Annotated in this window: 26 protein-coding genes and 1 tRNA gene; 11 read left to right on the top strand and 16 right to left on the bottom strand. The window is 68.9% G+C overall.

Annotation, left to right across the window (positions count from 1 at the left end; all coding sequences use genetic code 11):
* Nucleotides 1-38: 38 nt before the first annotated feature.
* Nucleotides 39-1,055 (bottom strand): aldo/keto reductase, encoded by a 1,017-nt coding sequence (locus B7K24_RS01615; protein ID WP_084128230.1) that lies wholly within the window; start codon nt 1,053-1,055, stop codon nt 39-41.
* A 110-nt stretch (nt 1,056-1,165) separates the two neighbouring features.
* On the opposite strand from B7K24_RS01615, the gene B7K24_RS01610 reads away from it, so the two are divergent.
* The gene (locus B7K24_RS01610) at nt 1,166-1,549 is read left to right on the top strand and encodes a DoxX family protein (protein WP_084128229.1); all 384 of its coding nucleotides are present in this window, start codon (nt 1,166-1,168) and stop codon (nt 1,547-1,549) included.
* A gap of 98 nt (nt 1,550-1,647) precedes the next feature.
* On the opposite strand, the gene B7K24_RS01605 is transcribed toward B7K24_RS01610, so the two are convergent.
* Nucleotides 1,648-4,272: an ATP-dependent Clp protease ATP-binding subunit gene (locus B7K24_RS01605; protein ID WP_084128227.1), complete on the bottom strand. Its 2,625-nt coding sequence runs from the start codon at nt 4,270-4,272 to the stop codon at nt 1,648-1,650.
* 230 nt (nt 4,273-4,502) lie between these two features.
* Between B7K24_RS01605 and B7K24_RS01600 the strand changes: the two genes are divergently transcribed.
* Nucleotides 4,503-5,111, top strand: coding sequence for a hypothetical protein (locus B7K24_RS01600; RefSeq protein ID WP_084128225.1), 609 nt, complete (start codon nt 4,503-4,505; stop codon nt 5,109-5,111).
* Entirely contained in the window at nt 5,108-5,341 is a 234-nt protein-coding gene (locus B7K24_RS01595) for a helix-turn-helix transcriptional regulator (protein WP_084128223.1), read from the top strand. Before B7K24_RS01600 ends, B7K24_RS01595 begins: the two co-directional genes overlap by 4 nt.
* Nucleotides 5,342-5,344: 3 nt before the next feature.
* On the opposite strand, the gene dtd is transcribed toward B7K24_RS01595, so the two are convergent.
* The 9 genes from dtd to B7K24_RS01550 form a co-directional block, all read right to left on the bottom strand.
* Nucleotides 5,345-5,770 (bottom strand): D-aminoacyl-tRNA deacylase, encoded by a 426-nt coding sequence (gene dtd, locus B7K24_RS01590; protein ID WP_084128221.1) that lies wholly within the window; start codon nt 5,768-5,770, stop codon nt 5,345-5,347.
* 10 nt (nt 5,771-5,780) lie between these two features.
* Nucleotides 5,781-6,107 carry a DUF2516 family protein gene (locus tag B7K24_RS01585; RefSeq protein WP_084128219.1) on the bottom strand — a complete coding sequence of 109 codons (327 nt, stop codon included), beginning with the start codon at nt 6,105-6,107 and terminating at the stop codon, nt 5,781-5,783.
* 30 nt (nt 6,108-6,137) lie between these two features.
* A complete protein-coding gene (locus B7K24_RS01580; RefSeq protein WP_084128217.1) occupies nt 6,138-6,569 on the bottom strand; it encodes a type II toxin-antitoxin system VapC family toxin in 432 nt (143 codons plus the stop codon).
* 3 nt (nt 6,570-6,572) lie between these two features.
* Nucleotides 6,573-6,833 (bottom strand): type II toxin-antitoxin system Phd/YefM family antitoxin, encoded by a 261-nt coding sequence (locus tag B7K24_RS01575; RefSeq protein ID WP_084128215.1) that lies wholly within the window; start codon nt 6,831-6,833, stop codon nt 6,573-6,575.
* Between the two features lie 61 nt (nt 6,834-6,894).
* Complete coding sequence (locus B7K24_RS01570; protein ID WP_234986506.1) at nt 6,895-8,064, bottom strand: folate-binding protein YgfZ; 1,170 nt, start codon at nt 8,062-8,064, stop codon at nt 6,895-6,897.
* A 9-nt stretch (nt 8,065-8,073) separates the two neighbouring features.
* Entirely contained in the window at nt 8,074-8,604 is a 531-nt protein-coding gene (locus tag B7K24_RS01565; RefSeq protein ID WP_084128213.1) for an FABP family protein, read from the bottom strand.
* Between the two features lie 172 nt (nt 8,605-8,776).
* Complete coding sequence (locus B7K24_RS01560; protein ID WP_084128211.1) at nt 8,777-9,229, bottom strand: DUF4395 domain-containing protein; 453 nt, start codon at nt 9,227-9,229, stop codon at nt 8,777-8,779.
* Nucleotides 9,230-9,250: 21 nt separating this feature from the next.
* Nucleotides 9,251-9,685 carry a thioredoxin family protein gene (locus B7K24_RS13600; RefSeq protein WP_234986505.1) on the bottom strand — a complete coding sequence of 145 codons (435 nt, stop codon included), beginning with the start codon at nt 9,683-9,685 and terminating at the stop codon, nt 9,251-9,253.
* A gap of 28 nt (nt 9,686-9,713) precedes the next feature.
* Entirely contained in the window at nt 9,714-10,448 is a 735-nt protein-coding gene (locus tag B7K24_RS01550) for a hypothetical protein (protein WP_144268056.1), read from the bottom strand.
* Nucleotides 10,449-10,505: 57 nt separating this feature from the next.
* Between B7K24_RS01550 and B7K24_RS01545 the strand changes: the two genes are divergently transcribed.
* Both B7K24_RS01545 and nhaA read left to right on the top strand, forming a co-directional pair.
* Nucleotides 10,506-11,213 carry a winged helix family transcriptional regulator gene (locus B7K24_RS01545; protein ID WP_084128207.1) on the top strand — a complete coding sequence of 236 codons (708 nt, stop codon included), beginning with the start codon at nt 10,506-10,508 and terminating at the stop codon, nt 11,211-11,213.
* A 121-nt stretch (nt 11,214-11,334) separates the two neighbouring features.
* Entirely contained in the window at nt 11,335-12,678 is a 1,344-nt protein-coding gene (gene nhaA / locus B7K24_RS01540; RefSeq protein ID WP_084128205.1) for a Na+/H+ antiporter NhaA, read from the top strand.
* Here nhaA and nth read toward each other — a convergent pair.
* Nucleotides 12,675-13,382: an endonuclease III gene (gene nth, locus B7K24_RS01535; RefSeq protein ID WP_307181576.1), complete on the bottom strand. Its 708-nt coding sequence runs from the start codon at nt 13,380-13,382 to the stop codon at nt 12,675-12,677. The two genes, nhaA and nth, sit on opposite strands and share 4 nt — an antisense overlap.
* A gap of 102 nt (nt 13,383-13,484) precedes the next feature.
* On the opposite strand from nth, the gene B7K24_RS01530 reads away from it, so the two are divergent.
* Nucleotides 13,485-13,874 (top strand): hypothetical protein, encoded by a 390-nt coding sequence (locus B7K24_RS01530; RefSeq protein ID WP_084128203.1) that lies wholly within the window; start codon nt 13,485-13,487, stop codon nt 13,872-13,874.
* A gap of 10 nt (nt 13,875-13,884) precedes the next feature.
* A complete protein-coding gene (locus tag B7K24_RS01525; protein WP_084128201.1) occupies nt 13,885-14,577 on the top strand; it encodes a Crp/Fnr family transcriptional regulator in 693 nt (230 codons plus the stop codon).
* A gap of 55 nt (nt 14,578-14,632) precedes the next feature.
* Here B7K24_RS01525 and B7K24_RS01520 read toward each other — a convergent pair whose 3' ends face one another.
* Together B7K24_RS01520 and B7K24_RS13180 are read right to left on the bottom strand one after the other, a co-directional pair.
* Complete coding sequence (locus tag B7K24_RS01520) at nt 14,633-15,100, bottom strand: RidA family protein (protein ID WP_200808260.1); 468 nt, start codon at nt 15,098-15,100, stop codon at nt 14,633-14,635.
* Nucleotides 15,097-15,249 (bottom strand): DUF4177 domain-containing protein, encoded by a 153-nt coding sequence (locus tag B7K24_RS13180; protein WP_144268055.1) that lies wholly within the window; start codon nt 15,247-15,249, stop codon nt 15,097-15,099. The genes B7K24_RS01520 and B7K24_RS13180 overlap by 4 nt, the downstream gene beginning before the upstream one ends.
* 117 nt (nt 15,250-15,366) lie before the next feature.
* On the opposite strand from B7K24_RS13180, the gene B7K24_RS01515 reads away from it, so the two are divergent.
* From B7K24_RS01515 to B7K24_RS01500, 4 genes are all read left to right on the top strand, one after another.
* Nucleotides 15,367-18,006, top strand: coding sequence for a penicillin-binding protein (locus B7K24_RS01515; protein ID WP_159449100.1), 2,640 nt, complete (start codon nt 15,367-15,369; stop codon nt 18,004-18,006).
* A 39-nt stretch (nt 18,007-18,045) separates the two neighbouring features.
* Nucleotides 18,046-18,945: a metallophosphoesterase gene (locus B7K24_RS01510; RefSeq protein ID WP_084128197.1), complete on the top strand. Its 900-nt coding sequence runs from the start codon at nt 18,046-18,048 to the stop codon at nt 18,943-18,945.
* A 60-nt stretch (nt 18,946-19,005) separates the two neighbouring features.
* A tRNA-Pro gene (locus B7K24_RS01505) sits at nt 19,006-19,082 on the top strand.
* A gap of 136 nt (nt 19,083-19,218) precedes the next feature.
* A complete protein-coding gene (locus B7K24_RS01500; protein ID WP_084128195.1) occupies nt 19,219-19,593 on the top strand; it encodes a hypothetical protein in 375 nt (124 codons plus the stop codon).
* A gap of 24 nt (nt 19,594-19,617) precedes the next feature.
* Here B7K24_RS01500 and B7K24_RS01495 read toward each other — a convergent pair whose 3' ends face one another.
* Together B7K24_RS01495 and xylB are read right to left on the bottom strand one after the other, a co-directional pair.
* Nucleotides 19,618-20,169, bottom strand: a complete 552-nt coding sequence (locus B7K24_RS01495) for a GNAT family N-acetyltransferase (protein WP_084128193.1) — start codon at nt 20,167-20,169, stop codon at nt 19,618-19,620.
* 34 nt (nt 20,170-20,203) lie between these two features.
* The gene (gene xylB, locus B7K24_RS01490; RefSeq protein ID WP_084128189.1) at nt 20,204-21,634 is read right to left on the bottom strand and encodes a xylulokinase; all 1,431 of its coding nucleotides are present in this window, start codon (nt 21,632-21,634) and stop codon (nt 20,204-20,206) included.
* Nucleotides 21,635-21,670 lie beyond the last annotated feature (36 nt).

Below are 21,670 nucleotides of genomic sequence, written 5' to 3'. Positions count from 1 at the left end.
CGGCTGAACTACCAGCCCAGCCACGGCATCGGCCGTCCTCAGCCTTGTCGGTGCGTCCCGTCGATCGCGAGCGGCTCGATGGCCGCGATCTCGTCGTCCGTGAGCGCAGGGAAGCCGAGGGAAGCGACGGTGGTGCGCAGCTGCTGAGCGCTCGAGGCACCGACCAATGCCGACGTGACGTGGTCGCCGCGCAGAACCCACTGCACGGCGAGCTGAGCCAGGCTCTGGCCGCGCTCCTGTGCGATCTCGTTCAGCGCGCGGGTCCGCTCGAGGTAGGTGTCGGTGATCTGATTCTCGCTGAGGAACTGCGAATGCGTGGCACGCGAGCCCTCGGGCACGCCATGGAGATAGCGGTCCGTCAGCATGCCCTGCGCGAGGGGGGAGAAGACGATGGAACCCACGCCCTCGTCCTCGAGCGTCTCGATGAGACCCTCCTCGGGGCCGCGCTGGTACATCGAGTACGGGAACTGATGAATGAGGAGAGGCGTGCCCAGCTCACGCAGGATGCGAGCGGCCTCACGGGTGTCCGCGGGGTTGTAGTTCGAGATGCCGGCATAAAGCGCCTTGCCGGAGCGCACCGCCTGGTCGAGCGCCATCATCGACTCCTCGATGGGCGTGTCCGGGTCGGGGCGGTGGTGATAGAAGATGTCGACGTAGTCGAGTCCCATGCGGGTCAACGACTGGTCGAGCGAACTGAGGAGCGACTTGCGCGATCCCCACTCGCCGTAGGGCCCCGGCCACATGTAGTAGCCCGCCTTGGTCGACACGAGGATCTCGTCGCGGTACGGCTTGAGGTCCTGCGCGAAGATGCGTCCGAAGTTTTCTTCGGCGGAACCCGGGGGCGGTCCGTAGTTGTTCGCGAGGTCGTAGTGGGTGACGCCCAGGTCAAACGCGGTGCGGACGATGTCGCGCATCGTGTCGTCGTTGTTGGCGCCGCCAAAGTTGTGCCATAGGCCTAGGCTGACGCCAGGAAGGCGCAGCCCCGAGCGGCCCGAGCGGCGGTACGGCATGGTCTCGTAGCGGGCGGCGTTGGCCACGTACGGGTCGTGTGTCATGTGGCCAGCCTACGGCGTGTGAGGACGAGCCCTGTTGAGGGGCAATGGGCCTGCTCTATGGTGGAGCCATCGGCCTGAGCGGGCCGCCGTTGTGACGCTGGAGGTATGCCGTGGATGCAGCACTGTGGGTGGCCGTCATCGCCCTTGCGGCGGTCTTTATGCCCTCCGGATTCGTCCACGCCGTGCGCGGCAAGAAGCGAACGGTCGAGCTGGGTCAGGAATGGGCGAACGACTTCACCGACCAGCAGATCCGGCTGATCGGAGCCGCCGAGATCGTCGGCTCGCTCGCGGTGGTCGTCTTCCCCATCATCGACTTCATCCCCTGGGTGGTGCCCATCGCCGCGGCCGGCCTCATGGTGATCGGCGCCGGAGCGGCATTCGTTCACATCCGGCGCGGCGACCCGCTCGCGAACACGACCGTTCCGGCCCTCCTCGCGGTCATTGCGCTGATCGTGTTCGTGGGGCGCATCGGGGAGTTCTCGCTCGGCAGTTGACTCACGGAGATTCCTTGAGGCGCCCGCCACCAACGCCGGGTACGCCGAAGGCCCGGCCCCCGCGAACGGGAACCGGGCCTTCGGTGAGAAGCGAGTGGCTAGTTGGCGGCCTGGGCGTCGCCGCCCTGACTCTCCGTGCCGGTCGAGCGCGGCACGTCCGCACCTTCCGCGGCGTCGGAGTCGGATCCACCGCCCACGCGCACGGCGTCGACACCGGAGTCCGAGGGGCGCTCGGCCGGAGCGACCTCCTCGCCGAGTAGCTCGTCGCGGTCCACGCCCTCGAAGGTGAATTCGCCGAGGATGCCCTCGCCCTGAGCGTCGACCTTCACGATCTGGCCCGAGGTGACCTCGCCGAACAGGATCTTCTCGCTCAGCGGGTCCTCGATCTCGCGCTGCAGAGCGCGGCGCAGGGGACGCGCACCGAGCACGGGGTCGTACCCCTTCTCGGCGAGCAACTTCTTGGCCGCGTCGGAGAGCTCGATGGACATGTCCTTGTCGCGCATGCGCTCGTCCAGGCGGGCGACCATGAGGTCCACGATCTGGATGATCTCGTCCTGCGTGAGCTGCGGGAAGACCACCACGTTGTCGACGCGGTTGAGGAACTCCGGCTTGAAGTGCTCCTTCAGCTTGCCGTTCACCAGCTTGACCATCTCGTCGTAGGTGTGGCCGGTCTCGGACTGCACCGAGAAGCCGGTCGCCTGACGACGCGAGATCGTGTCGGCACCCAGGTTGGTGGTCATGATGATGATGGTGTTCTTGAAGTTCACCTCACGGCCCTGAGCATCGGTCAGCTTGCCGTCCTCCAGAATCTGGAGCAGCGAGTTGAAGATGTCGGGGTGGGCCTTCTCGACCTCGTCGAACAGCACCACGGAGAACGGCTTGCGACGCACCTTCTCGGTGAGCTGGCCGCCCTCCTCGAAGCCGACGTAGCCGGGAGGGGCACCGAACAGTCGAGCCACGGTGTGCTTCTCGCCGTACTCGGACATGTCGAGCGAAATGAGCGCGTCCTCGTCGCCGAAGAGGAACTCGGCGAGCGCCTTGGCCAGCTCGGTCTTACCGACACCGGTGGGGCCGGCAAAGATGAACGAGCCACCGGGACGCTTGGGGTCCTTGAGGCCCGCACGGGTGCGGCGGATCGACTGGGACAGGACCTTGATGGCCTGCTCCTGGCCGATGACGCGCTTGTGCAGCTCGGACTCCATCGACAGCAGTCGCGACGACTCGTCGGAGGACACACGGGTCACCGGCACACCGGTCGACATCGCCAGCACCTCGGCGATCAGGTCCTCGTCCACGACCGCGGCCACGTCGAGGTCGCCCGACTTCCAGGCCTGCTCCTTCTCGGAGCGCTCCTCGGACAGGCGACGCTCGACGTCGCGCAGGTTCGCGGCCTTCTCGAAGTCCTGCTCGTCGATCGCCGACTCCTTGTCGCGGCGCACGTCCGCGATGCGGTCGTCGAGCTCCTTGAGCTCGGGCGGCGAGGTCATGCGGCGGATGCGCAGGCGCGCGCCCGCCTCGTCGATGAGGTCGATCGCCTTGTCCGGCAGGAAGCGGTCGGAGATGTAGCGGTCGGCCATCTGCGCGGCGGCCACGATCGCGTCGTCCGTGATGGTGACGCGGTGGAACGCCTCGTAGCGGTCGCGCAGACCCTTGAGGATCTCGATCGCGTGGGCGAGCTCCGGCTCCGGCACCTGGATGGGCTGGAAGCGGCGCTCGAGCGCGGGGTCCTTCTCGACGTGCTTGCGGTACTCGTCGAGCGTGGTGGCGCCAATGGTCTGCAACTCGCCTCGCGCCAGCATGGGCTTGAGGATCGAGGCCGCGTCGATCGCGCCCTCGGCGGCACCCGCACCCACCAGGGTGTGGATCTCGTCGATGAACAGGATGATGTCGCCGCGGGTGCGGATCTCCTTGAGGACCTTCTTCAGGCGCTCCTCGAAGTCACCGCGGTAACGCGAACCGGCCACGAGCGAGCCCAGGTCAAGCGTGTAGAGGTGCTTGTCCTTGAGCGTCTCGGGCACGTCGCCGCGCACGATCGCCTGGGCGAGGCCCTCGACGACGGCCGTCTTGCCGACGCCGGGCTCGCCGATCAGCACCGGGTTGTTCTTGGTGCGGCGGCTCAGCACCTGCATCACGCGCTCCTGGATCATCTCGCGTCCCACGACGGGGTCGAGCTTTCCTTCGCGCGCGGCCTGCGTGTAGTTGCGGCCAAACTGGTCGAGCACGGTCGAGCCGGACGGCGTGCCCTCCTGGGGGCCGCCGGCACCGGCGGTCGCGGGCTCCTTGCCCTCGTAGCCGCTCAGCAACTGGATGACCTGCTGGCGCACCCCACCGAGGTCGGCGCCCAGCTTGCCGAGCACCTGCGCCGCCACGCCCTCACCCTCGCGGATGAGGCCCAGCAGGATGTGCTCGGTGCCGATGTAGTTGTGGCCCAACTGCAGCGCCTCGCGCAGCGACAACTCGAGAACCTTCTTGGCGCGCGGGGTGAAGGGGATGTGACCGGAGGGGGCGTGCGAGCCCTCGCCGATGATCTCCTGGACCTGCTCGCGCACGCCGTTGAGCGAGATGTCCATGGCCTCCAGGGCCTTGGCGGCGACGCCCTCGCCCTCGCGGACAAGTCCGAGGAGGATGTGCTCCGTCCCGATGTAGTTGTGGTTGAGCATGCGCGCCTCTTCCTGCGCGAGCACGACCACTCGACGGGCCCGATCGGTGAACCGTTCGAACATGATTTCCTCCTCTACTTCGTCCGGCGTGGTGCCGGGGTCGCCGCAGTCACCTGTGGCATTGCACCCAGGCTAACGAGCGGGAGGCGGTCCGTATTGCCGTGTTCGCTAGGGGCATGAACGGGCGGCCGATGCCGTGGCCCCCACCGCGTCCGCGTCACCACGAGTTGTGGATTGCGGCGGCATGTCATATCGTTTTTCGATAACAACGAAAAACGATATGGAGGTGCGTGGTGGACAGTACGCGTCAGTTGGACCGGTCCGACCGGATCGGTATGTACATGTCGGTGGTGATGGTGGCGATCGGGGCGGTGATCGCGATCGTCGCTGCGGTGACCCGGCTGCTCGAGGTAGGCGACGGACGCGACGTCCCCGTCCTGGTGCCGCTCGCGGGGGACGAGGCTGCGCTGCCCTTGGGTCCAGACGGCGCCCCGGTGTCCGCAGCCGTTGACGTCGCGACCGTGACGGTCGCCGATCCCGCACCCGCGACGCTGTTTGCCCTCTACGCCCAGCCGGTGTGGATTGCCGTCGTGGTCGTCGCAGGCCTTGTCGTCGCCGCGCTGTTCTTCCTGCGCCTCGCCCGCGGTCGAGCCTTCACAGGCGGGGCCGCACGGCTCGCCTTCATCGCGGCTGGAATCGTGACGGTCGGCTGGCTGGGTGACTCGATTCTGACCAACATGACGACGAACGGGGCGCTCTCGGCCCTGAGCGACTACACGTACGAGTCAGTCACCTTCGAGGTGAGCCTCGCTCCTGCGCTCGCGGTCCTCGTCATTGCCGCGATCGGAGCGGCACTCCAGGTGGGAGAAGGGCTGCAGCGCGACACCGAGGGGCTGGTGTGAGCCCCGCGGAGCCCCTCGAGGGCGACTCGGGCATTCACTGTCGCCTCGACGAGTTGCTCGAGGCGCGCGGGATGACCCTCACCGCGCTCAGCGATGCGGTGGGGGTGTCCGTCGTGAACCTCAGTGTGCTGAAGAACGACCGTGCGAAGGCCATTCGCTTCTCGACGCTCACGGCAATCTGCGATGTGCTGCGCTGCGACGTCGGCGACCTGCTGGAGAGGAGCCGCTAAGGCTCACGCCTCCACGAGGATCGTCATGGGACCATCGTTCACGAGCGACACATCCATCATGGCGCCAAACACACCCGTGCCCACCGTGAGTCCCCGGGTTCGCAACGCCGCGACGACGGCATCGACCAGCGGCTCCGCGACGTGCCCCGGCGCGGCCCCGTTCCACGAGGGGCGGCGCCCCTTGCGGACGTCCGCGTACAGCGTGAACTGGGACACCACGATGACGGGCGCGTCGACGTCGGCGACGGACTTCTCATCGTCCAAGATCCGCAGCTCCGCGATCTTGCGCGCGATCGTCTCGACCTCGGCATCACCGTCGCCGTGGGTGACACCCACGAGCGCCACGATGCCCTGGCGATCGAATGACGACACGACGGCGCCGTCGACGGTCACCGACGCGCGCGTGGCGCGCTGCAGCACGGCCTTCACGATCGGCGACTCACCAGCCGCCGGACTGCTGGCGGGGCCGGCGCGGTCCGCGGCCGCCGTACTGCTGCAGTTTGGGCTTCACGTCGACGAAGTACAGCAGCACGATCACGATGGCCGCGATGCCGAGCAGGCCCAGCACCCCGCCGCCGCCGAGCGACAGAAATGACACCACAGTCGCGGCACCGAGCAGGATGCCCCAGAGCATCCGCGACTGCTTGCCGGCCGCCTGGTACGACGAGTCGGGGTAGCGCAGCGCGTCGATGAGTCCCCATACGGAGCCGACGAAGACGGCGACCGAGAGCACCATCAGGATGAGGTTCTGCAGGGAGCCGAGCACGGGTCCTCCGGGAAGTCGCGGGAACGGGGCTCAGGCCAGTGTAGGGGGAAGGACCGTGAGGCCCTCGGCGCGGGCGGCGGCGACCAAGCGCCGGTCCCATGCGGCCATCACCGGGTCGGCGGTCGCGAGCGTGAGGGCACTCGCGAGGTGGGTCGCGTCACCTGCGCGCAGCGGGCGCCGGTCGGCCAGCGTCGCGGCATGATCCATCAGCGCCGGGCTCACCTCGATCTTCGCCAGCGACGGCCACAACTCGTCCCAGCGCTCGCGGGCCTGCGCGGCGGGGGCCGCGTCGATACGGCCGATGCGCTCGGCGGCCGCCAGCACCGACCTCACCTCGGCGTCGGCGATACGAGAGGTGACGACGGCATCGGCCTCCCGCCACAGCGCGACCGCGAGGGGCGTGCCGGTCTCCAGCACGCACAGCTTCACCAGCGCGGACGTGTCGAAATAGACGACGGACACGCGCTACCTCCTCAGACGGCCGAGCAGGCTCGACAGGGCGTCCTTCGCCGCTTCGGCCTGGGGTAGGCGCGGCACGGCGCGGGACTCGGCGGCCGGGGTGAGGACGCCGTCGGCCTCAAGCTTGGCCAGCAGGGAGGAGGACTCGACTCCACCCAGGCGTGCGACGGGCACCCCGCGCTCGGTAATGACCACATCCTCGCCGTCCTTCGCTGCCTCGAGCGCCTTCGTGAGGGACTTGCGCAGCTCCGTCACCGTCAGTTCCATGCGTTCACGGTAGCGCCGTGCGCGCCTGTGGCCCCGGCGAAGCGCCGACACGGCACGTCGGTCAGGCGGGCATGTCACCGCCGTCGGCGGCGCAACCCTTGCCCATCAGCAGGCCCTTCATGGTGGGGCCGGGCTTCTCCGGGCGGTCCGCGGAGAACCCGTCGGCGTTGACAATGAGTTCCTGGCTGGCCGCGAGCACCCCGCCGTCGGACGCCACCGTCAGCGTGGCCGACGGCGCAACGGAGCGCTTCAGCACCGCCAGCGCCACCGGGCCGTACTCGTGGTGGCGTGCCACCGAGGTGACCCGGCCCACCTCCTTGGCGGCGTCGCCGTCGCCCAGCATGACGGCCGCGCCCCGGTCGGGAAGGGTGTGCGCCGAGCCGTCGAGGTGAAGCATGGTGAGGCGGCGCGGCGGGCGGCCCACATTGTGGACCTTCGCGACCGTCTCCTGGCCGCGGTAGCAGCCCTTATGCAGGTGCACGGCGGTGCGCAGCCAGTCCAGTTCGTGCGGCAGGGTCGTCGCGTCGACCTCGTAGGCCGCGCGGGGGCGGTAGGCCGCGATGCGCTCGGCCTCGCTCGCCCACGTGCCCGCAAGCGTCCACCCTGACTCGAGCCTGGCATCGACCTCGGCCTCGAGGGTGCCGCGCGGCACCAGGACCAGGCGCCAGGCGCGCTCGGTACCAGGGTGCGAGGAGGGGTCGGCCGCGTAGGTGGTGCCGCCGTCGGCGATGCCGGGCCACGGGTCGACCCACGTGACGGGCTCGCCCTCGGTGGCGGGGGCGCGGACGGCTTCGCCGAGCGCCGCCCACTCGGCCGTGGCATCGGCCACCTCGACGCGCAGCATGAAGCGCATGCGGTCAAGGAAGGTCGCCAGTTCGGGGGCCGTCTCGGTGATGAGCCAGGTGGTCTCGCCGTCGTCCACGGCACCGGCCACGTGCTCGATGCGCCCCTGGGGGGACAGGATCATCAACTCGCTCGACTCGCCCGGCGCCAGCCGCCCGACGGCCTGCGTGCACAGTGAGTCGAGCCACGTGAGGCGGTCGGGACCGGTGACGGTGACGATGCCCAGGTGCGACTGATCCACGACGGCGCGGCCCGCAGCGAGGGCCCGCTGCTCGGCGGTGGGATCGCCGTAGTGCCAGGCGACGGCCGAGTCGGCCGCCGTGTCAGGCACGGCTCCGTGACGGTTGAGGAGGGGAGAGGTCATGGTGGCGGAACGCACGGCGTCCATCAAGGATTCCTACTGAGCGCGCGTGAGACGGGCGCTCATGTACGACTGCAGGTCCTGGCCGAACGCGGCAAGGTCCCACGCCCACATGAGCTCGCCCTCGACGAGTCCATACATGCGCGTGGCGCCGCGGACCTCGGGGCCCGTCTCGGTAGCCGCCGCGAAGCGGGTGGCCATGTCGATGCGGCCGTTGCCGACGGCGCCCATGTAGCAGGTGAGCAGGCCGGAGGCATCCGACATGACGATCTCGAGCGGGTGCTGAAAGTCCTGGAGGGTGACGCCCTCGGGCGCGGACGGCGCCACACGCCAGAAGCCGGACTCGACGGCCCAGACCACGCCGGGCTCATCGTCGGTGCCGCGCAGGCGCGTGGTGCACGTATACGTGAGGTAGGGCCCGCCGTCGTGGTCGAAGACGATGTCCTGGACGATTTCGGCCTTCGGGATACCGGGATACTCGATCTCGCCATGGCCCGTCCAGCGACCCACGAGCCAGGCAAGGGGGTACGCCTCGGGCGCGAGGTCGTCGGGGATGACGAAACTCAACGCTGCGGGCTCTTCAGCAGGCGCCAGCCCACGATGCCGCACGTCCACGCGGCTCCGCCGAAGGCCAGCACGGCGAGGACCGTGAAGACGGCTTCCAGTGCAGTCATGGCGTCGATGCTACTACGGCCGATGCCGTGGCGAGGTTGGCCAGCGGGGCGCCTTGAGGCGATGCTCAGGCCGCGCGGGTGGTCGCCTTCTTGACCGCGAGGTAGATCTCGCAGCCCAGGCAGAAGCCGAAGACCGCGTTGAGGAACGACGCGATGAGGACCAGCACGCCGAAGACGTAGAAGCCCGCGGCGACGTTGACGAGACCGAAGAGCAGCGCCAGCGCGGACATCGCGAGGCCCATCTGCTGAGCGAAGCGCGGCGGGCGGAACGACTCGGTCTCGGTGGGCGGAGCGAGGCGAGGGCGGATGAGCCGCTTGAACAGCCACGACTGGACGGTGGCCTGCGGTCCCACGATCGCGCCGGGCAGGAACATCAGGACGAGGAGCGCCATGGGAATGAGCCCGGCGTCGGAGCCCAGCAGCACTGCAAGGAGCGCAAACGCGAGGGTGACCGCGGCGCCAAAGCGGTAGCCGCGCGGGTCGATCTGAACGTCCTCGGTGGGGGCGGTAGCAGTCATGGTGTTCCTCCTGGCAGGAGTCTAGATCGTGTACTCGGTGCCCTCGGAGCGCACCGTGGCGAGGGCGGCGCGGGCCTGCTCCGCGGTCGGCGCGCCGTCCATGCGCGCGACGATGGTGCCGTCGCCGTCGAGGACCAGCGTGGTGGGGGTGCGCATGATGCTGAGGTCGCGCGCGAGGTCGAGCCGCACGGAGGCGTCCACCTCGACGTGGGCGACGTGGTCCTGCTCACCGGCGACCTGCTGCAGGAGCCGCGCGGTGCCGGGGCACTTGGAGCACATGGGCGTCGAGAACTGGACGAAGGTCGCGTAGTAACCACGCTGCGCGCCGATCTGCTCGCTGGTGAGGGCGCCGGCCCGCTCCACCTCACGCACCGCGCCCTGGCGGCTCTGCCACCACCAATAGACCAGCGAGGTGAGCGCCAGTAGCGCGACGATGAGGAGGATCTTGACGAGCACGGGGGTCCTTGAGTCTGCCGAGTCGGTCCTAGCCGACGAGTAGCTTGCCGCCCAGGTACACCAGGGCGCCGACGGCAAGAACAGGCGTGATACCGGACGCTATTCCCGCCCACAGCGATGTCGCGGGAGGCTCACGCCTCGCGAGCTCGTTCATCAGGACCACGGACGCAGCCGCCACACCTCCCACGACCGTCCCCGCGTACCAGGGCATCGAGTCGAACAAATACCCCAGCCCCGTTCCGGCGCCGATGCCGAGCACGAACGCGAGAGTGGCGTTCACGGTGCTGTGGTGGGTGAGCACGGAGCCGACTGCCGCGAGGGCGACGGCAGCGGCCGAGGCGACGACAAGTTCTTCGGCGCCGACGGTGCGCCCGGCCGCGAGCCAGGCCGCACCGGTCGCGGCAATCGTGCCGCCCGCCGCGGTGGAGGCGACGGCTCCCGCGGCGCGTCCGGCGGGGCTGGGCACAAAAATCTCGGTGGCGAGCGAGGCGACGACGATGATCGCGATCGCGATCACCATGTAGCGCAGATACGGCTCGTTCTCCCCCAGGACCACCGTGGCGAGGGCGAGGATCCCACCAATGCCGATCACGCCGGCACTCACCCGCCGGTGCGGCACGCGCGTGAGTTCCGGCCAGCCCGACGCGAACAACACGATGCAGGCGGCGACGCCCAGTCCCAGCCAGCGTGGTCCCAGAAATCCCGTTGCGGCGACGATGGCGGCGCTCACGGCCGTGATCGACACACGTGTCGTGGGATTCATGGGGGTTAGTGTCTCAGAGAATGCGCCGCTAGAGTGATGGCCGAACGGAGGTGGCGTGTGGCAGACCTGCTCGTCTTGACCCCGTCTCCTGAGGGGGCGACGGAAGTCCTGCCTGCGTTGGGCCTGCTCGCGCACCGGACGCGCGCCCTTCCCCCGGACCCGCAGGCGATGCTCGACGCCTTCGATGCCGACGTCATCATCATCGATGGCCGCCACGATCTTGCCGAGGCGCGCAACAACTGCAAGTTGGTGCAGGTCACCGGCGTCGCCGTGCCGCTGCTGCTGGTGTTGCGCGAGGGCGGCCTGTCGATCGTCAACGCCGACTGGGGCGCCGACGATGTGGTGTTGGCCGATGCGGTACCCGCCGAGGTCGAGGCGCGCATCCGCCTGCTCGTGGGTCGCGCCAACCAGCAGGACCCGCTCGAGAAGGCCGCCGAGTTCTCGTCCGGCGACCTCACTGTGGACGTGGGCGGCTACACCGCCCGCCTCAAGGGCGTGCCGCTCGACCTGACGTACAAGGAGTTCGAGCTCCTCAAGTACTTGATGCAGCACCCGGGGCGCGTCTACACCCGTGATCAGCTTCTCCAAGAGGTGTGGGGCTTCGACTACTACGGCGGCACCCGCACGGTCGATGTTCACGTGCGACGCCTGCGCGCCAAGCTGGGCGCCGAGCATGAGCACCTCATCGGCACCGTGCGCAACGTCGGCTACCGCTTCGACCCGCCGTCGCCCAAGCAGGCCGCGGCCGAGGCGGCCGGGGCGTAACCCCGCCACGGCATCGGCCGCCAAGAGTGATCGATGTCGTTCTTGTGGCCGACCCCCGGCGCCCGCACGCGTCGGTAGGCTGGCCCCATCCCCGTGACCCAGACCTGAACGGACTCACTCGATGGCCAAAGACCCCGCGGCCCGGCTTTTTTCTCGCCTGACGCCGTCCACGGAGCGCAACCTTGCGGACATCCTGCGCACGGAGCGCGCCGGCGGGCTGCTGCTACTGATCGGCACCGTCGTCGCCCTGGTGTGGGCGAATTCCGGTTGGTCCGGCGCCTACGAGACGCTCAGGGACTTCGAGTTCGGGCCCGAGTCGCTGCACCTGCACCTGTCCGTGGGGGACTGGGCCAAGGATGGGCTGCTTGCCATCTTCTTCTTTGTGGTCGGTCTCGAACTCAAGCGCGAAATCGTCGCCGGCGAGCTGCGCCGGCCTGCGACCGCGATCGTGCCGATCGTCGCGGCGGTGGGCGGCATGGCGGTCCCCGCGGGCCTTTACGTGCTGACCAACGTCATCCAGGACGGCGGCTCGTCCGCGGGTTGGGCCGTGCCGACGGCCACGGACATCGCCTTCGCCATCGCCGTGCTCGCCGTGGTGGGCAAGTGGCTGCCCAACGCGCTGCGGGCGTTCCTGCTCACGCTCGCGGTCGTCGATGACCTGCTCGCGATCATCATCATCGCCGTGTTCTTCACCGAAGAAGTCCATTTCCAGTGGCTCCTCGCGTCCGCGCTGTGCATCGCGGTCTTCGGCTTCCTCGCGCGCAAGCGCATCACGCACTGGTGGCTGCTGATTCCGCTCGGCGTGGCGGCGTGGGCATTCATGCACGCCTCGGGTGTGCACGCCACCATCGCTGGCGTCGCGCTCGGCATGGTGGTCCCCGCGCTCGCGGCCAAGGGGGAGAAGCACTCGTTGGCCGAGCACTGGGAGCACCTGTGGCGGCCGATCTCCGCAAGCATCGCGGTGCCGATCTTCGCGCTCTTTGCCGCGGGCATCACCATCTCCGCCGAGTCGCTCGCGACGGCCGCGGGCGACCCCGTCGCGCAGGGTGTCTTCGTCGGTCTTGTGCTGGGCAAGCCGCTCGGTATCGTGATCGCGACGTTTATCGTCGCCTCGATCTCGAAGTCCGGACTCGATCGAGGACTGTCGTGGTGGGACGTCATCGGCGTCGGATTCCTCGCCGGTATCGGGTTCACCGTGTCGCTGCTCATCGGCGAGTTGTCATTCAGCGGCGAGCGCGTGGAGGAGGTCAAGATGGCCGTCCTGCTCGCGTCCATCACCGCCGCGATCGTCGGCACGTTGCTGCTGCAGTGGCGCGATCGCCATTACGCGCGCATCTACGAGCAGCGCTCCACCTCCACCGAGATCAACCGTGAGGTGGCGAAGGCCCACGGTGCACGTGCCGAGCACGTCCACCCCGACGAACTGCCGCACCCCTCGGAGATCGAGGGCGACGCCAAGGACTAGGCGCTCGCGGGCCGGGTCTTCGCCCCGGGGGCGCTCGCGCACAGCGCGGCGATTTCGCACGCGCCGCACTCGGGCTTGCGCGCCTTGCAGCGGCGCCTGCCGTGGAAGATCACCCGGTGCGAGAACAGGGTCCACTCCTTGCGCTCGATGAGCGCCATGAGTTCCTTCTCGACCGCCACCGGGTCATCGTTGACGGTCAGGCCCAAGCGGCGCGCGAGGCGACCCATGTGGGTGTCGACCGTGATGCCGGGCACCCCGAACGCGTTGCCCAGCACGACGTTCGCGGTCTTGCGGCCCACGCCGCGCAAAGTCACGAGGTCCCTGAGCCGGCCCGGCACCTCGCCGTCGTAGCGTTCGACGATGTCGTGGCTCAGCCCCACGAGCGACTCCGCCTTCGCGCGGTAGAAACCTGTGGGCTTGATGAGCGCCTCGAGGGTGTCACGGTCTGCGGCGGCCATGGCGGCGGGATCGGGGAAGGCCGCGAACAGAGCCGGCGTGACCTGGTTCACGCGCACGTCCGTGCACTGTGCGCTGAGCACGGTGGCGACGAGCAATTGGAACGGCGACTGGTAGTCGAGTTCGCAGTGCGCGTCCGGATAAACGTCGGCGAGGACCCGGTTCACGGCACGCGCGCGCCGTGTCAAGGCCACCGGAGGCGTGTGCATGGCGGCGTCCGCGACGGTGAGGGGAGTGCGCGAGGCCATGACGCCACCCTAGGCGATGCTCAAGGGGCGCCACGGCTGGGCCGATAAAGCAGGTGACCGGTGTGCGGCCCGCCCCGGCGTCCGATGAGCGAGGGGGGAGCGATGCCCACGACCGACGCGGCGGCCGTGATCGCGGACCTGCGCCACCGGCGTCGCGAGATGCGTCGCGAGCTGGCCCGCGTGCGGTGGTGGCGGCGACTGGTCCGCGCGCGTCAAGACCTCGCCATTGCTCAGTTGGCTGATGCGGACGAGTTGGAACGCCTGGGCGTCTCGGACGAATGGGAGGCGCTCGCCGCCGACGCTCCCACCGTCTCAGAATTGGCCGATGCGGTGTGGCCGGAGCCGGCAAAACCCGCCCCTTCCAGCGTGGAGGCACTTGCGGCGCTCGATGCCCGACTAGAGTCTTACGAGACGCGTGTGGCCGACAACCTTGAGTCGGTGACACAACAGATGGTGAGGGCGTTGGGACAGGCGCACCGCGGACTGCGATAAGGAGGTGGCGATGCCAGAGTCGCCCCGAGAGGTGCAGCTACTGCGGTCGTCGCCTCTGTTTGGTGGGATGGACGCGGACAGCGCCCGGTCCCTCATCGACCAGATGACCCGCATCGAACTGAGGCGCGGCGAGGTCGTCTTCAACGAAGGCGACGAGGGTCAGGCGATGTTCATCATCGTCAAGGGCAAGATCAAGCTGGCCCGCACCGCCCGTGATGGCCGGGAGAACCTGCTCGGCCTGCTCGGCGTGGGCGACATGATGGGTGAGTTGTCGGTCTTCGACCCAGGCCCGCGGGTCTCACGCGCGCACGCGGTCGAGGACTCGGTCGTCTATGAACTGCCCAAGGACGTCCTGGACGGGTGGCTCGACGGGCACCTCGAGATGTCCCGCCACCTGCTGCGTGCCCTCGCTCAGCGCATCCGCCGCCTCTCGAACTCGATGGCGGATCTCGTGTTCTCCGACGTCCCCGGACGTGTGGCGAAGGCGATCTTGGACCTCGGTCACCGATTCGGTCGGATGGAGCGCGGTCACGTCACCGTGCGTCACGGCCTCACTCAGGAGGAGTTGGCGCAGCTCGTCGGAGCCTCGCGAGAGACCGTCAACAAGGCTCTCGCGGAGTTTGCCTCTCGCGGCTGGATCGACGTGCACATCGGTGCCGTCGACGTCTACGAGCCGGAACGCTTGCGCGCCCGCTCGCGCTAATACTCCGACAGCGCAGGCCGCCCGCGAGCTGCGCTGTCGGCCTACGCCGGTGTCGCTATGCGACCGAGACGATGAGTTCGATCTCGACGGGAGCGCCCAGCGGCAACGCCGCCACGCCGACGGCCGACCGTGCATGACGGCCCGCCTCGCCGAACACGTCGGCCAGGATCCCCGACGCGCCGTTGATGACGGCCGGTTGTGCCGTGAATCCGGGGGCCGATGCGACAAAACCGGTGAGCTTGACGATGCGGGTGATCGCGTCGATTCCGCCGGCGGCCGCGGCGGCCGCGGCGATCGCGTTGAGGACGGCGATGCGGCCGCATTCATTGGCGCGTTCGGGGGTGACGTCGCCGTCGCGCTGGCCCACCACGCCCTCGGCGAGCAGGGCGCCGTCGACAAAGGGGAGCTGGCCCGAGGTGTAGATGAGGTCGCCGTGGCGCAAGGCGGGGACGTACGTGCCGACGGGTGCCGCGACCTCGGGCAGGCTGAGGCCCAGCTCGGCGAGACGGTGGGAGGCGCTCACGACGTGGGGCGCTTCATGTAGGCGACGAGGCCGCCGGTGGGACCGGTCACGACCTGCACGAGTTCCCAGCCGTCCTCGCCCCACTGGTCGAGGATCTGCTTGGTGACGTGGTCGATGAGCGGCACGGTTGAGTATTCCCACTTGGTCATGACACGAGCGTAACGGGCTTCACCGGAAACTCTCAGGGTTCGTGGCGCGTTGAGTGAGCAACGTAAGGTTGGTGTATGGCTTCAAGGTCCCTTGGTTCTGCGCGCCCTGGTGGGCGCGTGACCGCGCTTCAGCTCGTCGGCGCCCTCGTGGCGTTCGTCGCATTCTCCGTCATCGGCGGCTTCCTCCTGGCGGGCATCGCGCTACCCGCCGCGAGCGTGGCAGCGTCGGCCGCCTCCGGCACCTCGGAACTCTTCGAGGACCTGCCGGCGGAACTCGAGGACGTCCAGCTGTCGCAGCAGTCGAACATCTACGCGCGTGATGGCAAGACCCTGCTCGCCACGTTCTACGACCAGAACCGCGTCGTCGTGCCGCTCGAAGAGATCAGCCCGTGGATGCAGAAGGCGATCGTTGCCGTCGAGGACCGTCGCTTCTGGGAACACAATGGCGTCGATGGCGAGGGCCTGATGTCCGCCGCCTACACGAACCTCACCTCGGACGCCAATCCGGGTGCGTCGACGCTCACGCAGCAGTTGGTCAAGAACACGCTGCTGCAGGCAGCCGAGAACGCCGGCGACGACGAGGCGATCGAGGACTCGACGGAGGTCTCGATGGCGCGCAAGATTCGGGAGTGGCGCCTGGCGCTCGCCCTCGAGGACAATCTCAACGCGACGCTCGGCGACACCTGTTCCGCCGATGACCCCGCGGTGGACTGCGGCAAGGAAGAGGTGCTGCAGCAGTACCTCAACATCGCCCAGTTCGGACCGAGCATCTACGGCGTCGAAACCGCTGCGGAGTACTACTTCTCGAAGTCTGCGGCGGAGCTCACCGCCATCGAGGCCGCGACCATTGCGGGTATTACGCAGAACCCGTCGCGCTGGGACCCGACCCGCACGTTCGAGGACGGCGAGACCAACTACGAAGCCGCGGAGCGCCGTCGCGACACGGTGCTCGGCACCATGTACCGCCAGGGCATGATCACCAAGGCGGAATTTGACGAGTACGAGGCGACCCCGGTGGAGGACACGCTGAACGTGTCGCGGCCGCTGCGTTCGTGCGCCGCGTCCGACATCGCCCCCTTCTTCTGCGACTACGTCACCAAGGTGATCGCGAAGGATGAGGCCTTCAACTCCGACGGGCGCAACGGCCGTGACCTGCTGCTGCGCGGTGGCCTCGACATCGTCACGACGCTCGACGTCGACAAGCAGGAGATCGCCACCGAGGAGCTGTACGACACGCTCCCCGCCGGCGATCCGCAGGGTTACGCGATGGCGATGGTCGCCCTCGACCCTTCCACCGGCGAGATCCTGTCGATGGCGCAGAACCGCACCTTCGACCCGTCGGCGGAGGCCGAGAACTCGACGTCCGTGAACTACACCGTCGACCGCGAATGGGGTGGCTCTCAGGGCTTCTCCGTGGGCTCCACCTTCAAGACCATCGTGCTGGCCGATTGGCTCCAGGAGGGCCACTCCCTGCGCGAGTACGTCTCGGGCCGTCAGCAGAAGTGGACCAGCGACACCTGGACCTCCACGTGTGAGGGCCCCGTGCTGACCGCAGCGGGAGACTTCTGGGAGCCTGGCAACGTCGGCGAAGACAGCCAGGGCTACATGACCGTCCTCGAGGCGACCGCCCGCTCCATCAACACCGCGTACGCGGATATGGCCAGCCAGCTCGACCTGTGCGGCATCCGCGACATCGGCGCGGCCATGGGCTACCAGAACGCCGATGGCTCGGACTTCAAGCTCTTCCCGTCATCGATCCTTGGCACCCAGAACGGCTCGCCGCTCACGATGGCCGAGGTCTACCAGACCTTCGCCAACGGCGGCGTGCACTGCGAGCCGCGAGCGATCCTGTCGATCACCGACGCGGACGGCAACGACATCGCGGTGCCCCAGTCCGACTGTCGCCAGGCCATCTCCAAGGAGGTCGCCGACGGCGTCACCTACGCCATGGAGGGCGTCCTCGAGACAAGCTCGGGGCAGCGCTCGGCGCTTGACGATGGCCGCCCCGCCGCGGGCAAGACCGGAACGTCGAACTCGAACAACCACACCTGGTTCGCGGGCTTCACGCCCCAACTAGTGTCGGTGTTCTGGCTTGGCAACCCCGATGAGGACACCCCGCAGCAGAACGTGACGATCAACGGCGAGTGGTACGACGTCGTGTACGGCTCCACGCTTGCTGGACCCACCTGGTCGCGATTCATGAGCCGTGCGCTCGAGGGCGAGGAGCAGCTCGACTTCGACGAGCCCGACGACGACGTGCTGTACGGCGTCCCGGTCCGGGTACCCAACGTGATCGGCATGAACCAGTGGGTCGCGCGCGACACCCTGGCCGACCTCGGCTTCCGTGTGAGCTTCGAGGATGCGCCCACGTACTCGTCGACCATCGCACCGGGTGACGTCGCCGCACAGAACTGGGGTTCGGGAGCGATGATCACTCCCGGCACCACCATCCGACTCACCCTCGCCACCGACCAGCTGCCCGACTGGTGGTACAACTGGCCGTCCGGTTGGGACCAGGAGCAGGCTCCGGACGAGTACTGGGGCTCGACGTGGCCGCCGGCCGAGTTCGAGACCAACCCCCCGAACGGGTGGGTCACGGACGAGCCCAAGCAGTGCGAGGACCCCGCCGACTGGTGGAACGAAGACAAGAACAAGCCGTGCCCCGGCTTCGGTGAAGACGGGACCCCCACTGGCGGCGACACCGGCAACAACCAGGGCAACGGCAACGGCAACGGGCGGGGAGACGAGAATGGCTGAGCCACGCGCTGATCGCTACGGTGCTCGTGGGCTGACGTCATGAAGCGAGTTCTTGGTACGGCTGTTGCCGCTGGCGTGGGCGTGCTCGCGTGGAGCCTGGTCGAGGCGCAGTCGTTCACGGTGCGCCAGATCTCGGCGCCCGTCCTCGCGCCGGGTTCCAAGCCCATCCGGATCCTCCACCTGTCGGACCTGCACCTCACACCGTCCCAGCGTCGCAAGGTCGCGTGGGTGCGCCACCTCGCATCGTTCCGGCCCGATCTGGTAGTCGACACCGGTGACAACCTCGCCCACGTCGACGCGGTGCCGACGGCGCTCGAGGCGCTGGAGCCTCTGCTGGCGTTTCCCGGCGTCTTCGTCCACGGCTCGAACGACTACTTCGCGCCCACGCCACGCAACCCGCTGAAGTACCTCCGCGAGCCCACACAGGCCTCCGCGGGCGCCACGGCTCTCGACACCGCCGCCTTGACCGCCGGACTGACCGAGGGCGGCTGGACCGACCTCAACAACGTGCGCGCTTCGCTGGAGATCGCGGGAACCACCGTCGACTTCGTGGGTCTCGACGACCCTCACATCGGCCGCGACCGCCTGCCGGAGCCGGCCGCCGGCGCCGAGGCGGCCCTCCGTATCGGTGTGGTGCATGCACCCTACTTGCGGGCGCTTGGTCAACTGCGGGAGGACGGCGCCGAGGTGATCCTCGCCGGCCACACCCACGGCGGCCAGGTCAACGTTCCGTTCCGGGGCGCTCTCGTGACGAACTGCGATCTCGACACCGCGCGTGCGTCCGGCCTGCACGGCTGGCCTGGGCCGCGGCCCGACGAACAGGGCGGCTCTGAGAGCGCGTGGTTGCACGTCTCGGCGGGGCTGGGAACCAACCCCTATACGCCCGTGAGGCTCGCGTGCCGACCCGAGGCGACCATGCTCACGCTGCTGCCTCGCTAGCGCGGGGAGCCGGTTAGGTTTCCAGGCCCTTCATCGGGTATCCTGACACGGCTGTTTTCACGGGGTGTGGCGCAGCTTGGTAGCGCGCGTCGTTCGGGACGACGAGGTCGCAGGTTCAAATCCTGTCACCCCGACCAGCATGAAGGGACCGGTCCGCAAGGGCCGGTCCCTTTGCCTTTTCCCCGGGAGGTTGCGCGCCCCAGTGGACACCCGTTGTGCGTTCTGGCACCGTGGTGAATCGCAGTGGACGATCACTGCGGCAACCAGGGGGGAATGACCATGCAGCCGGCAGCGAAGAAGTGCCTGTGGTGGGCCGGGGCGAGCGTGGTGGGTGCCGTGGCACTCCAATTCTTCGCGACGTACGTTCCGTGGCTCTGGAACGGGGGGTTCGATACCTATTACCTGCCCGGCTGGTACTCGGTTGTCGGCTCGCTCGCCTCGATCCTTGGCAACGTACTGTTCCCCCTTGCCGCGGTCCTGATCGGCGCCGCAATCCTCATCAACGTCCTGGTGCCGCGGATCGACGCACGACGCGACGCCAGCGACGTGACAACCGTGCCGGATGAGACCGTGCATCTCACCGCGACCGACCGCCGCGACGCCGTCGGTATCGCCGACACGAGCGTCTACGAGCCTCCTCGGCCCTGACGCCTCAGCGAGGGGCCTCGCCCCTCACCACGTCATCGCGGCGCCGAGCGTGGCAGCAGATAGCTCGCGGTCGGCGAAGACCAGACGGGTGACGCCCGGCGTCGGATTGCCCTCGTCGGGTCCGCGGTGGACCTCAACCAACCCTGCACGGCGCGCGACGGCGCTCGAGCCGACGTTGTGCGCGAGCATGGTCGACACGATGGGAAGCGCCGGATCCACCCGCCGCGCCGCGGCGATGCCCGCCCGCGCCAGTTCCGTCGCGAGGCCGCGCCCCTGGGAGGCCGGCGCGAGGCGATACGACACGTTCCAGAACGTCCCGTGGCGCACGGCGCAGCCGCCGATGCCATGGAGCGTCCCGTCCTCATCGCGCGCGATCCAGGTGCCCAGTCCGTACGCGTCCCAACTGTCGTCCGACGCGGCAACCAGGGCCTCCGACTGTGCGCGCTCGGTGTGCACCAGGCTCGGGTAGTGACCCCACATGCGGGGGTCGGACAACAACGCATAGACGTCGTCGACATCCGCCTGTGACGGACGGTGGAGCACGAGCCGATCAGTACGAGAAACGGTGTCGATCACCGGATCAATCTAGGCCCCACCACCGACATCGTCGTTACGCGCGATATGACGCTGCCGCCTCGCGGTATGCCTGACGAATCTCGGGCCGCGTGTCCACCGCTGGAGAGGCGACCACGGAGACCTCCCACGAGGGACGCGAGCCGGTCAGCGCCCAGGCCGCCTGGACCGCAGCGCCCAGCGCGACGTACTCCGCGGGCTCGGGGATCTCCACGGGGGCGTCGAACACCTGCGCCGCGATCGCCTGGACGGCGACATTCTGCGCCGCCCCGCCCACGAGCAAGAGCCGGCGTGGCGTGAGCCCCTGCGCGCGCACCGCATCGAGCCCGTCGGCCAGAGCACACAGCATGCCCTCGATGGCGGCCCTCGCCAGGTTCTCGCGAGTGGTGGAGGCGAGCGTCAACCCGGACAGCGACGCCGTCGCCTCGGGAAGGTTCGGGGTGCGTTCGCCCTCGAAGTACGGCACCAACACGGCGCCGCCCGCACCGGCCGCGGCGTTAAGAGCCAATGCCCCCAGTTCGTCATGTGTCACGCCCAGCACGCGGACAAAGGAGTCCAGCACGCGCGCGGCGTTCAGCGTGGCCACCAGCGGCAGGTATTCGCCCGAGGCATCGGCAAACCCCGCCACTGCCCCGCTGACGTCGGCCGCCGCCACCGGCGAGACGCCAAAAACGGTCCCCGACGTCCCGATGGAGATCACCACGTCGCCCTCAGCCGCGCCCAGCCCCAGCGCCGCGCCGGCGTTGTCGCCAGCACCGGGCCCCACCACCACGTCCGTCAGGGTCGCGTCGATGCCCACGGCCCCACGACCCGCGGCCTCCCCCGGCCCCAGTACCCGCGGCACGACGGCGTCGTGCCCCAGCGCCGCGACCAGCAGCTCGCGGTCGTACTCGCCCGTGGCTGCCGAGAAGTAGCCGGTACCGGACGCGTCAGAGCGATCGGTCGCAAGCTCGGACAGCACCGGCCCCAGCGGCGACGCGCCGGCCGGACCGAATCCCCGCAGGCGCCACGTCAGCCAGTCGTGCGGCAGCGCCACGGCCGCGACCCGCGCGGCGTTATCGGGCTCGGCGTCGCGAAGCCAGCGAAGCTTGGTGGAGGTGAAGGATGCGACCGGCACCAGACCGGTGCGCGACACCAACTCCTCGGCCCCAAACTCTGAGATCAGGTCAGCCGCCGCGCCGGCCGAGCGTGTGTCGTTCCACAGCAGGGCGTCGCGAATCACCTCGCCGGCGTCGTCGAGCGCCACCATGCCGTGCTGCTGCCCGCCGATCGACACCGCAGCAACGTCGTCCAGCCCCCCGGCCTCAGCCACAGCAGTCAGCAGTGCGTCCCACCACGCGGCGGGATCGACGGACGTGCCGTCGGGGTGGGAGGCCTTGCCTGAGCGCACCACGGCGCCCGTGTCGAGGTCGCGCACGACCACCTTGCAGCTTTGGGTGGAGGAGTCGACTCCGGCGACGAGCGTCATCGCGCGTCCTTTCATACGTAGGGGTGGCCGATGCCG

The organism is Demequina sp. NBRC 110055, from assembly GCF_002090135.1.
In the GTDB taxonomy this organism is placed as follows: domain Bacteria; phylum Actinomycetota; class Actinomycetes; order Actinomycetales; family Demequinaceae; genus Demequina.
This window is presented reverse-complemented; position numbering and strand designations above follow the sequence as displayed.